Origin of the sequence: Haloquadratum walsbyi C23 (genome assembly GCF_000237865.1) — an archaeon.
Classification (GTDB): domain Archaea; phylum Halobacteriota; class Halobacteria; order Halobacteriales; family Haloferacaceae; genus Haloquadratum; species Haloquadratum walsbyi.
In genome coordinates this window covers 1,448,534-1,460,927 of the sequence record NC_017459.1, presented here as the reverse complement: position 1 = coordinate 1,460,927, position 12,394 = coordinate 1,448,534, and the positions used below count along the sequence as shown (strand labels likewise).

7 protein-coding genes are annotated in these 12,394 nt (G+C 51.8%); 3 read left to right on the top strand and 4 right to left on the bottom strand.

The window, feature by feature from the left end; translation table 11 throughout:
• Positions 1 to 415: 415 nt before the first annotated feature.
• The 3 genes from HQRW_RS06485 to HQRW_RS06475 form a co-directional block, all read right to left on the bottom strand.
• Complete coding sequence (locus HQRW_RS06485) at positions 416 to 697, bottom strand: DUF6360 family protein (RefSeq protein ID WP_014555958.1); 282 nt, start codon at positions 695 to 697, stop codon at positions 416 to 418.
• A 21-nt stretch (positions 698 to 718) separates the two neighbouring features.
• Positions 719 to 2,842, bottom strand: coding sequence for an assimilatory nitrate reductase NasA (nasA, locus tag HQRW_RS06480; protein ID WP_014555957.1), 2,124 nt, complete (start codon positions 2,840 to 2,842; stop codon positions 719 to 721).
• A gap of 132 nt (positions 2,843 to 2,974) precedes the next feature.
• Entirely contained in the window at positions 2,975 to 4,750 is a 1,776-nt protein-coding gene (locus HQRW_RS06475) for a nitrite/sulfite reductase (protein WP_014555956.1), read from the bottom strand.
• 462 nt (positions 4,751 to 5,212) lie between these two features.
• Between HQRW_RS06475 and nasA (HQRW_RS06470) the strand changes: the two genes are divergently transcribed.
• From nasA (HQRW_RS06470) to HQRW_RS16010, 3 genes are all read left to right on the top strand, one after another.
• Positions 5,213 to 7,300: an assimilatory nitrate reductase NasA gene (nasA, locus tag HQRW_RS06470; protein ID WP_014555955.1), complete on the top strand. Its 2,088-nt coding sequence runs from the start codon at positions 5,213 to 5,215 to the stop codon at positions 7,298 to 7,300.
• A gap of 597 nt (positions 7,301 to 7,897) precedes the next feature.
• A complete protein-coding gene (locus tag HQRW_RS06465; RefSeq protein WP_173252946.1) occupies positions 7,898 to 9,196 on the top strand; it encodes an MFS transporter in 1,299 nt (432 codons plus the stop codon).
• Positions 9,197 to 10,263: 1,067 nt separating this feature from the next.
• Positions 10,264 to 10,476: a hypothetical protein gene (locus HQRW_RS16010; RefSeq protein WP_049891787.1), complete on the top strand. Its 213-nt coding sequence runs from the start codon at positions 10,264 to 10,266 to the stop codon at positions 10,474 to 10,476.
• Between the two features lie 651 nt (positions 10,477 to 11,127).
• On the opposite strand, the gene HQRW_RS06455 is transcribed toward HQRW_RS16010, so the two are convergent.
• Positions 11,128 to 12,381, bottom strand: coding sequence for an MgtC/SapB family protein (locus HQRW_RS06455; RefSeq protein WP_014555953.1), 1,254 nt, complete (start codon positions 12,379 to 12,381; stop codon positions 11,128 to 11,130).
• Positions 12,382 to 12,394 lie beyond the last annotated feature (13 nt).

The following is a 12,394-nucleotide window of genomic DNA, read 5'->3' as shown; positions in this document are numbered from 1 at the left end:
CTGAGTATGAGCGTGGTGGATAATATAATACATATACATATACATATACATATACATATACATATACATATACATATACATACGACTGTCATCATCAAGTAACGAGTGGAGTAAGTGATACTGAGACCTTCACAACGAGGGGTGTAGTGGAGGAGCGACTACTCCATCAGCGCCTGGCGTTTTGCTGTTGGATTGATCAGACCATATCAAATGTTCTTGTATGGTGACTTTTGAGTTGTCTTCGACAATAACTTCACTCACATTTCGGAGATATCTGACTGCACAGCGATTATCTTCATATTTATTAGCTGCGGACCCTGTTACTGCCCTGGTATCAGCCTCACCGAGCGCGTTAGTCGTCCGTCGGCATGGACATGTACTCCAGCCGTCAGTGAGTTCAAAGAGTGAATATATCTCAGTGAGACGCTGATCGAACATCGTCAGCGTAGTCTTGCAGACTCTCTGCTACTGCTTCTGCCTGGTCGGGGGTCAATTCAATACGGTCTGCATGGGCTGGGACCGCATCAACGCCGACTGTGTCCAGTTCAATACCGAGGATAACGCGGTCCGGACACTCGTCCTCTGTCGCTACATTGAGAACACCATCAAGTGAAAGTGAATCATCGTGAGTCTCGAGTCGAGCGGAAACAAGATCAAGCGTTGTATATGCGTTTACTGATAGAATTCGATTTGACATGTGTCGTGTATCATATTATCTTTAATCGTCGGCGGTTGATTTCGTCCGGGCTGTCTCTTCGGCGGTGATTGCGTTGGGTGCCGGTTCGAGTGCGACCGCACACTGTTTATAATTCGGTTCGTCTGAACGGGGGTCGGTCGCCGCCACGGTCAGTTCGTTCGTTGCCGGATGATGAATCGGGAGCCAAACCATCCCCAGGGGGACAGCCTCGTCACTGGTCACTCGCACAGGGACCGACGCGCGACGAGACGAGACAAAAGCGATTGAATCGACTTCAATAACATCGTTTTCGTTGTCGGCATCGGTTTTCAGATTTAAAATCGTGTCTGGAGCGACCCGGGCGACTACCGTGTCTGTGTGGTCCGATCCTGTGCCCCGTGACCGGATACCGGTATTATATTCGTCGATTGTGCGACCGGTCGTCAGGGTGAGCGGATACGACTCATCAGTTGGTTCTGGTACCTCGCTGTGCATCCCAGTGGAAAATTGAGCCCGCCCGGACAGTGTCTGGAATGACCACTCACCGTCATCGTAGTAGCGATATCCGCCCTCGGCAGTAGCAGATGGTGCTGGCCATCGGACTGCTCGCTCGTCTTTGAGTCGATTGTATGAAATACCTGAGAGGTCAGCAGCCGTGCCTGCGGTGAGTGAGGCGAGTTCGTTGAACAACATCGCGGGCTCTGTTTCAGGAAACAGTCCAGGCGTGAGTTTCTTACCGATGGTCGTGATGATATCAAGGTCAGTTCGCACATTGGATGTTAGATCCGACGCGGGCTGGATACGCGAGATCCGCCGTTCCATATTGATTGCCGTCCCATTGGTCTCAACCCATGTTGCAGCTGGCAAAATCACGTCTGCCAACTCGGTTGTGTCGGTGTGGAACGCGTCCTGAACGACGAGGAACGCATCTTCAAGACGGTCTCGAACTGTCGATGCATCTGGGAGCCCTGCGGCTGGATTTGTGGCAACGGTCCAGAGAGCCTCAACCGGTCCATCATCAATCGCCTCAACGATATCGACCGGTCCCGGACCGGAGTCCTCCGGCAGTCGCTTGACAGGCACGTCCCACGCCTCGGCAATCGCTCGACGTTCGATAGGGTCTGTAAATGAACGCATGCCTGGCCACGAGCCCTTGGATGAACATACGCGCGTCCCCATTGAATTCGCCTGTCCGGTCAACGAGAACGGACCGCTTCCTGGTCCGAGGTTACCAGTTGCAAGACATAAGTCGATCAGCGAACCAGCCGTTTTGCTTCCCTGAGCGCTTTGATTGACTCCCATTCCCCAATATACGAGTGTGGTGTCTTCAAGTGCGTCAGCGAGCGTGTCGACAGTTGACATAGAGACACCAGCGGTCGCTGCAGCGTCGCCGGGGTCCGGAAGTGATGATCGAGTCGCCTCAAACCCGGTTGTTGCCCGATCAATAAATTTGTCGTCGGTATTTCCCCCTTCGATGATTCGCGCAAGGATAGCACGAGCGAGTGCGAGATCAGTTCCGGGTTCGGGTGCGATATGACGGTCGCTACGTGCTGCGGTCTGTGTTTCAATAGGGTCGATAACAAGGAGTCGGCTATCGCTTGCAGACGCGCTGTCAACGATCCAGCGAAACATAACAGGGTGGGCAATAGCTGGGTTTGCGCCCCAAATGACGTGTGTTTTCGCAGCTTCGATGTCGTCGTATGTACACGGTGGTGCATCGCTCCCGAACGCGTCATAATACGCGGTCACAGCACTCGCCATGCACAGCGTCGTGTTCGCATCGTAGTATCGTGTTCCAAATCCGCCGCGGGCAAGTTTTCCCAGCGCATAAGCCGCCTCATTCGTCTGCTGCCCGCTCCCAAGGACCGCAACTCCATTGTGGTCATGAGTGAGGATATCACGGAACTCATCAATAACCCGGCTGAGCGCTACATCCCACGTGGTGCGGTGTAACTCGCCGTCACGCCGGACATGCGGTTTTGATAGCCGTTCGCCATCTGCGTTTCCTGTTTCTTCGATGCCGCGGGCACACGCAAGTCCTTGGCTGACTGGGTGCGCGACGTCGCCTCGAACACCGTCGATTCCGTAGCCCGAGTCAGTCATCTCTGTAAGATGTCCGCATCCGACCGCACACCGCATACAGGTGGTTGGGACAAAGTCGTTCACCGGCTACTGCCTCCTGTCTGATTACTACCCGACACCTCCGATACGAACAACTCTGGGGCAACATCCATCGATGCCACTGGTATGGTTTCCGACCTCAATTCAGTGTCGTCTTGTGTTGTTTCGGTATGCGTATCAGTCATCGCTTTCAGTCGCTAGTGACGTGTCGTCGGGGGCAGTTGGAGCAGGTCCCTCACTATCTGCAAACGGGTACCATGATCCTTTTGCGTCGTGGAGACACGGGTCCTCGTAATCGGTTTCTTCCGGCTCGGCGGCTTCGATAAGCACCTCCTCCTGGGTCGCCTCAACCCATTGTCTAAACGTTTGTCCCTTTTCGCGGTGTGCTGCGAACGTTTCAAGAAGGTTCCGCAAGAGTCCAGGAACCTCGTCTGCCGGCACACGCTGTCTGATCCACTCGACGAAAGAGGGGTCAGGACCGATGCCGCCGCCAACGCCAACATCAATCGCCTCAACCATTTCCCCGTCTTTCCGCGCTCGCATTCCCTGAAATCCGATGTCGGCAGTCGTTGCATGACCACAGTCAGCCGTACAACCGGAATAATGAATTTTGATCTGTTCGATGTCATCTGGTAGGTCCACATTCGACCGCAGCCATCGGAGCAGCGTTGCCATTCTAGCTTTCGTCTCCGTCAGCGCAAGCGAGCAGAACTCCGTGCCTGTGCACGCCATTGCACCTCGCGTGAACACATTTGGTTCGGGACTGTGAGTCTCAAGCAAATCAGACGTCAAGAGCGCGTCGAGTTCTGACTCGGGGACATCTAAGATCAGCGGGTTTTGTCGTCGCGTGAGTCGCATTGCTCCAGACCCGTGTATCTCCGCTAGATTGGCAAGTCGGACGGTCTCACCAGCAGTGAGCCGCCCAATTGGCACCGAGAGACCGACGTAGTAGGTGCCGTCCGTTTGCTCATGAACGCCGATGTGATCATGTTTGCCGTCTTTTGGTGACTTACCGGCATTATACGTATATTCATCGCGACAATCCGCTCCTTCGCGCCGGAGATCAAAGTCAACGTATGACTCTTGGAGTTGGTCACGGATCTTTTCCGTCCCCCAATCATCAACAAAAAAGCGACTTCGGTTTTTTTGTCTGTTTTCTCTATCTCCGGTCTCAAAGTACAGTTCGACAAATCCTCTGACAACATCATATGCGTTGTCGGGCGTGACAAAGATATCAAGACTCCGTGCTTTGCGTGGCTCACGACCGCCGAGACCGCCGCCAACGCGGACGTTGAATCCCCATGTTGTATCGCCGTCAATCGTCTTTTCTGCGGGTTCAAGTCCGATGCCGTTAATCGAGTCCTGCGCACATCCCTCACGACAACCGGTCACACTGATGTTGAACTTTCGAGGCATGTTTGCAAGGTCATCGTCAGCGCGAAGTTTCGTAGATATCTCATCAAGTACCGGTTGTGCGTCGACGAACTCATGTTTGTCTCGCCCAGCAACCGGACACCCAGAGATATTACGCATTGTGTCGCCTCCAGACGACCGAGATGATAATCCGACGGATTCAATTTTTTCCCAGATTTCTGGCACATCCTCAAGATTGAGCCAATGAAGTTGTATCGATTGTCGGGTAGTGAAGTCAATCCACGCATCGCCAAACTCTGGGTTTGAGACTGGACCGATAGCGTACTCTCCGGCGACCTCTCCAATGACGCGGAGTTGTTCGGCGTTCAGGACGCCGTTGGTGTTCGCCAATCGCATCATAAAGTAACTCTCCTGCCCAGACCGCTGGTGGAAGACACCCCAGAATTTAAATCGGGAAAACCACATTTCGCGGTCATCCTCTGGGATCGAGTCCCATCCGGACTCGGCAAACTCAAGAATCTTCTCTCGTATCTCGTCACCGTACATCTCATCCTTCCACTGTTCTTTCTTTGTCGTCATGCGTGATCACCAGTTTTTGTTACTCTGTTTTTGATCGACGTATTTCTACTTGATTGCATCTTTTTGATTGGTTTCAAATTAATATCGTGGCATAAAATGCTGTTGCTTTAACAAATACAGAAATTATACGGAGGAATTGGAGAGAATCATACATCGATCGATCCGACGTGATAATTTCAATCATAAGAGGATGAATATATCATCCCGTGATACTCTGGTTGGTTTAGTGAAAGATCGGAACTTTTGATTTTGAGGAAGGATATTCATTTAGGTCCCTTCATCGATTAATACGTCTCCATACGAAACACGCAGTAAAGCCCCTCAGACGGTCGAAATATAAGGATTCTTTATTATGAACAACGGTTATATCCTGGACAAAGCTGTGTGTATCTATCTGAGAGATCCGATAATGGTTATGAGTAGTATAATAATTGTCAATCAGTTCTGGAACTGTCGGTGGTTATGAAAGAGACGCAACCGACAACATGCATGCGATGTGCGGTTGGCTGCGGTTATCTTCAAACGGAAGCTGACGACGACGAGCATATTGTCGATGTCTCGGGAGATCCAAATCACCCAACAAATGGCGGAGTAAAGTGCCAACGTGGCGTCAGAGAAACAACCAATACAAGGACGGACCGGTTGACACAGCCACTAATCCGCCGGGGTGGCTCACTACAGCCAACGACGTGGGACACCGCGCTTGGCGTCGCGGCAACGCGGCTTGTTGAGGCTGTTCGACAGAATCCGGACAATGTCGCGGTGCTGGGAAGTGGTCAGCAAACGAACGAGGCAGCTTACGCCCTTGGAAAGGTTACCCGAGGCGCGATTGGGACACAGTACTATGACGCAAACACAACCCTGTGTATGGCTTCGGCGGTCGCCGCATATTATCAGGCATTCGGGAGTGACGGACCCCCACCGACCTATGACGATATCCCGAAGGCGAACACTCACATCGTCTGGGGAGCCAACCCAGCTGTTGCTCATCCCGTATTATACTCGTGGATCATGAACAGTGTAACCGAAAATGACGGCGAACTCATCGTTGTTGACCCAGTTATTACGACGACCGCAGCCGACGCCGACATACACGCACAACCAGACCCAGGAACAGACCTTGCGTTGGCGCGAGCGGTGCTCGCAGCTGTGATTGCATCGGGAAACGTCGACGAACAGTTTGTTGATCGTCACACAAAGGGGTATGCGGAGATGGTTGAATCGCTCCCGACGGTGGATGCTGCCGCAGAGACGGCCGGCGTTGCACCCAAGCGCGTTCGTGATATCGCCAGCACGCTGACCGTGAACACACTCATTTACTGGGGGATGGGCGTCAATCAGAGTATTCAGGGGACGGGGACAGCGCGAGCACTTATTGACCTGTGTCTTGCAACGGGAAACGTCGGTCCGGGAAGCGGACCATTCTCGTTGACAGGACAGGCAAATTCGATGGGTAATCGCGTGTGTGCCTCGAAAGGAACGTGGCCCGGTCACCGCGCCTTTGGAGACTCAGCGAACCGCAAAATCATTGCAGACACATGGGACGTTCCATTCGGTCGACTTCCGAAGTCCCCCGGTCCAGGGTTTATCCGAATTATCGATGCACTTGCTCGTGGTAATATCGACATTTGCTGGACAGTCGCAACAAATCCAGTCGCCGGCGTGCCTGATTCCAGCCGCGTCGAGACCGCTCTTGAGGACACGTTCTTAATCACACAGGATACATTCCGATCGGATACGATCAATTGTGCGGACGTGGTGTTACCGGCAGCGACATGGGGAGAATCAACCGGCACAGTCATGAACATGGAACGCCGGATTTCGCGAGTTACCGCATCAGCCGACCCACCGGCGAAAGTCAGACAGGATATCGACATTATCGCCGCGGTCGGAAACCGAATCCACGCGGGACTATTTAATTCACCACCGCTGGATCCTACGTCCGTTTTTGACGAGATCCGCGAACTTACCGCTGGGACGAACGCAGACATGTTTGGTATCACCTATGACCGGCTTGAGTCTGAACGAGCCGTCCGGTGGCCTGCTCCGAGCGCTGATACAGAAGGGGGCTATCGGTATCACGACAATGGAGAGTGGTCGTTCCAAACGGCGTCTGGTCAGGCACGGTTCTCAACGGAAACACATACTCAAGTTCCAGAGCCTGTCGATTCGGAGTACCCTCTTACGCTTACAACGGGTCGAACAGATGGTGTGTATAATACCGGTGTTCGAACACGCGATGATACCGATACTGAACGACCGACAGCGCGGATCCATCCAGAAACGATTGTTCAGTATTTAGACTCGTTTGAACGAGGGCAGACAGTTATTACATCGCGTCGATCTCAGGTCATCGTAGATGTCAGTCCGAACGATGATATTCCGCCTGGCATGGTCTGGCTGCCGATTCACAACGCGACAATTAACGAACTCACATTGTCTGCGGTCGACCCCCATTCTGCTGAACCGAACCTCAAACAATGTGCGGTAGCGCTGTTGGCGCCAGCGCGTCAAAAGATGGACACACCTCACGGTGCCGTCTCAAAGTGATATCTTGGTCTACTCCGATCAACTGCTGATTTGATATCGTTCTCTCGGTAATCCTTCAGTGTCGAAAGCATATGGTCTGACAGCCGATAAATATCCAACAGATTCTCTTCTGTATTACCTTCGGTTGAGCATTGTCGTCATCCTTGACGCAAGCAAATAGTGACCACAATCCGACAACGAAACATGATCACATCATATGAAAATACATATCGATGAACAATGATGACGTATATTTCTTTACTTCGTGCAATTATTTATCAGATTTAGATGAAAAAATAAATTTCTCTTCTCGCAAAGTTGAAACAAACGCTGTCAGCATAGGTTCTTTGCATTCCACAAATACTCTTCAATCAAATTGACTATTTGTCAATCAAATGGTTTATCAATTACTCATTAATGATGTATCCTTGTGGAAAATAACAAATACAAAAACAAAAGTCGAATTCATTCATGGAATGTAATCACCATGTCAGAGGAATCGCACATACAAGATGCAAAGCAGTCTAAATCATTGCCGTTGCGATCACATAATAAAAAACGTCAGTATGCAGGATATACCGATATCATGGGGTGTCTCAAATGAATAGTCCAATTAAAATGACGAAGTACCGAACGTTACTGCTCGCAACAGTCGGTTTCAATTTCTCGTTTCTGATTTGGTTTTCGTTCGCACCATTTACCGGACCGATGGCGGATGAGTTCGGTCTATCATTGGCGGAGATTGGTGTTTTGGCGAGCGCAGCGATTTGGCTGGCTCCATTTGGACGTATCCTCACGGGATGGCTCTCGGATCGGTTCGGCGCACCGACAATCTTCGCTATTGTCTTGGCGTACGTCGGAGTCTTCTCGATTTGGAGTGCGTTCGCCGAGTCGTATACTGTGTTCTTCATCACGCGATTAATCGTTGCCACAGCCGGTATCACGTTCGTGATTGGTATTCAGCATGTCTCCGAATGGTTTGATGCATCAGAACTTGGAACTGCTGAGGGAATCTACGCCGGTATCGGAAACGCCGGTGCAGCAGGTGGCGCGCTGATCCTTCCTCGGGTATTCTCGCCTGGATGGAGCGGTCCAATCTTCAACACAAACTGGCGGGCTGCGTTCTTTTATACTGGAATTGTGTCAATCGTGTTGGCAGGCGTTTACTACACCTTTGGTGAAGCCGCAAAAAGCAGTCAGAAACGTGCAGCAACCAAAAGCAAGGCAAGCCTGAAAGAGTGGATCTTCACCGCGACGCGGTACGGAACAGTGGTGCTTGCACTGGCGTATGTCATGACGTTTGGACTTGAATTATCAATGAACGGCTGGCTCGCTACGTATTACCGTGAAGGATTCAATACACAGAATCTTGTATTGGCTTCCACGTTTGCAGCGACATTCTCAGTTGCAGCTGGACTTCTCCGTCCGGTTGGGGGATATGTGAGCGATCTCCTCGCTCGAAAAGAACGAAATATAATTCCATTCTTTACTGGTCGCTATCGTGAACAGTGGACGTTTGTATCGTTGTGTTTCGTCGTGCTTGCCATGTTTGGAATGACGCTTGCGGGTCTGACCGGGCAAGTGCTCATCGCTGTCAGCGCAGGGTTCCTCGTTGGGATGGGCTGTGCGTTCTCAGAAGGAGCAATCTTCGCACAGGTACCCGCGATGTTTCCGGACAGTTCTGGTGCCGTCGCAGGCGTCGTCGGTGGAGTCGGGACTGTTGGGGGAATCGTCTATCCATTGGTGTACGCCGCGCCGTTGTTGCCAAATCTTCATACCGGATATTCCATTGTGGCTGTGTCGATGATCCCGATTGTGTTGCTAGCAGCGTGGGTCTTCCAGCCAACCGTTGCTGAGCGTGCGACTGATGACGGATTGGTTACCGGACGGGATTCTGGAGGGGTTGCTGACGATTAACTACATGTATATGATCCCATCAGAGTCTGTGTCGAAACGGCGATACTATCATCAGTCCACCTGATGTCGGTCTAACATATCGTGACCTGTCATGGTATTATTGCGAGCATGTTGAGTCGGTGAATCGCCTCGGAGTCACGCCCCGTAGCATCCGTCTTGTAACTCAGTGAATGCGCTACGTTCGCTGTATCTGATGATTATTTAATATAAATGAGGCTCACCGAATACTAACATATCTCATCTGACGTCGAGTCAATCAGCGTCACCCCCTTGCTTGAACGCGGGTTTCGGATAATATATCTGATATTCCGAATCACCGGTGTCAATATTCCTGACGCAATTATCGTGGACCTACAGTTTCATAAACAGTGAACTACTGACCCGGTGGATTACCAGGCTGTCGTCGATACTAGAGTGGAGTCTGAGTGCAAAAAGATGGGATTTCACCGAGAGAGACCGTTGGCTGGTAATTATATATCTCTAGACTTTCTGATATTGTATATTTCATTGTGAATATGAAGAGATTATCACAGGCACTGTTTCGTGAACCCGATGGACGGACGAAAGGGCTCTGTTTTGTAGGGGTGTCGCTTGGAGGCGTTCTTGTGTGGGTGTCTCTGAGCGTTACATTCGGTGAGTTCTTATCTCCATTTATTCTCTTTGTCTCTCTATCGTGTGGATTGGTGGGGATTGCCGAATCTCTGCCTGTATCTCGACGACAATTAGCAGGAATCCTCCGGGTAGGAGCCGTGAGCGTACAACTAGCAGTGCTACTGCATCTCACAATAGTTCCAGATTTTTATGTGTCGTGACTGCTTATCCCCGCCGAGAGCAGAGTCCGACACCGTGCTCGTCGATCAGCGTCATTAATAAAAAGATCCTCGGTGGCGGCAGCCCGCTATATGGGCGACGGACGGGGGCGATCGATCTCCCGCCGCTGTCGATCGACGATGCAAGACAGTTCTATCCGGGCGACGACCCGGACACGACGATTCAGTCGTGGGGCGTCTTTGGGGGGAAACTCGCAATAATCGGCTCGCATTTGCCAACTGACTCGGTGACAGCGAATGGGAAACGTACCGATTCTTGGAGACAGGAATCTCCATCGATACGAGGTCTACAAACAAGTCGCAACGCGTCTTCGACGAGAAGCTGACGTCACGGTCGTGAACGCGGATCCAAGTCTGATGCGTTCGGTTCGTTTCGTGGCGACACTCGATTGTGCGGTCTTTTCTGATCACGATATAGATGCTGACGACGCAACGCTGGAATTCGAGTGACGTTGACGTTCACGTCCTGAGCGCGATGAGTTCCGCATCCAGTACAACGAACCGGGGACACAGTGATCATGCAGTTAGCATCAGAATGAAACCCACGAAAACTTGATCCCGAGTCACTTCCAAGTTAATTACGAAGAGTGGTCAGCACCGCACCGTGAATCTGCATCCTTCACAGATTCGAATCCGATGGCAATCCTCAACACCGTGTCCCGAATCGCCCTGAAACCGCTCGACCAAGTCTGTATGATGATACGCGGTAGGTGTTTCACAGTACTCGCTCAGCATCGGCTCCTTCCTCGGACCCCTCATTTTTGTTAGTGTCGTCACTCACCAGCGTCTTCTGGTCATCGTCATACTGTGGGATGTATTCCGAATCACCGAACCTCCGAACCCCCGAACGAGCGTCGGTCTCAGATCGAGGGCGATCTAGAGTGGGTCATCGAGTCCGTCCCGAGGCTGTCGCCCGAACGTCGCTGGGTAGCCCGAACCGCTCGAAAAAGCCATGTCATGCCTCGATGTTCTGCTCATGAACGGCGAGAAAGGGTCGATAGTCGTTGCGACCGACGTGGTAGTCACCTTTCAGGCGTCGACTGCATCGATCCGGGTGGATGCGGACGACCAGTTTGACTCACGCCGCCCGACACTGGGATCCTATACTATGAGCAACGCGAGACCACTCACGATGACGACGCCCAGTACGATAGAGACAAGCCGACCAAGACGCTGCGTCCCTAAGAGCCACGCCAAAGCCGCCTTGACCAGCGTGTTTGCGATGGCTGCAATGACGATCCCCGTGGTTGCAACCTGCGTTGAAATCGTCCCCTCAGCAGCGAGTCTACTCAGTGTAATAGTCATTGCATCGACATCTGCCAGCCCAGAGAAGAATGCCATGGCGTACACACCCGACGTGCCAAGTAATTCGTGCGCATGCTCGGAGACGAGAAGCACAACCGCGAATACCACGCCAAACAGGAGCGCCGGTTGGAGTCGAAATGGATTTTTTAATTCTTCGGATTCGATTGTCTCATCGGACGTTGTTAGCCAGTACAACACTCCTGCAGCGACAATCCCAACGACACTCATGACACCCAATGGGATAGCGACACTCGGGAGTAACGTTGGATTGACGACCGCGACTTCAATGAGCGCTCGTGGGAACATCACAATAGACGCAGTGACAACTGCGAATGCGCAAACGTGGTACAACGTCTCATTTTCGACTGTTTTCTCAGCCATCGAAACTGTCGTTGCTGTTGAGGAAACAAATCCGCCGATAACTCCGGTTACAGCGATGCTCTGTTCAGGTTTGAGAAACTGTGCGAGTACGTACGCACCGAAGCCAAGTCCGGTGACGAACACGACCATTAACCAGATAAACCGTGGATTGAGCCCATAGAGACTGTCGAGTGGACGGTCTGGAAGCGCCGGGAGAACAACGAGGACAACCAGAATAAACTTCGCCGAAGCTAGACGCTCAGTCTCTTCGATCTGGTTGGCAAACTCATGGATTGGATCCTTAACCGAGAGGAGCACGGTCACAGTCCCGCCGACAATAATTGCAATGATGGCACCGGTCTCAGAATGCATGGTCATCGCTCCCAGTATTGTGGTGAGAAGTGCAGCCATCAACGTTGTCAGACCAATATCTTGTTCATACCAGACCTTCCCAGCGTACGCGACTGTGAGCGGGACGACAAGTGCGCTGACAGCAAGCGAAAGGATTCTCGGGAAGAATGCCGAGATGAGTGCTCCATAGAGCGCAAACAGCGGAAAGGTACGGCTCCCGGCGAATGTTCCACCAGACTCGCTTTGCTCTCGCTCCAATCCAATAAGCGCCGCAAGTCCCACACCGATGAGGAGTCGAAACAAAACCTCCGTGAGTGGATCGGTTACGGGAGTGACCATTCCGTACATATTC

What these genes read in the sequence shown, in the direction of transcription:
- HQRW_RS06465 (WP_173252946.1), top strand. Translation starts at nt 7,898, where the DNA reads ATGACGAAGTACCGAACGTTACTGCTCGCAACAGTCGGTTTCAATTTC.
- nasA (WP_014555955.1), top strand. Translation starts at nt 5,213, where the DNA reads ATGAAAGAGACGCAACCGACAACATGCATGCGATGTGCGGTTGGCTGC.
- HQRW_RS06485 (WP_014555958.1), bottom strand. Translation starts at nt 697, where the DNA reads ATGTCAAATCGAATTCTATCAGTAAACGCATATACAACGCTTGATCTT.
- HQRW_RS06475 (WP_014555956.1), bottom strand. Translation starts at nt 4,750, where the DNA reads ATGACGACAAAGAAAGAACAGTGGAAGGATGAGATGTACGGTGACGAG.
- HQRW_RS16010 (WP_049891787.1), top strand. Translation starts at nt 10,264, where the DNA reads ATGGGAAACGTACCGATTCTTGGAGACAGGAATCTCCATCGATACGAG.
- HQRW_RS06455 (WP_014555953.1), bottom strand. Translation starts at nt 12,381, where the DNA reads ATGGTCACTCCCGTAACCGATCCACTCACGGAGGTTTTGTTTCGACTC.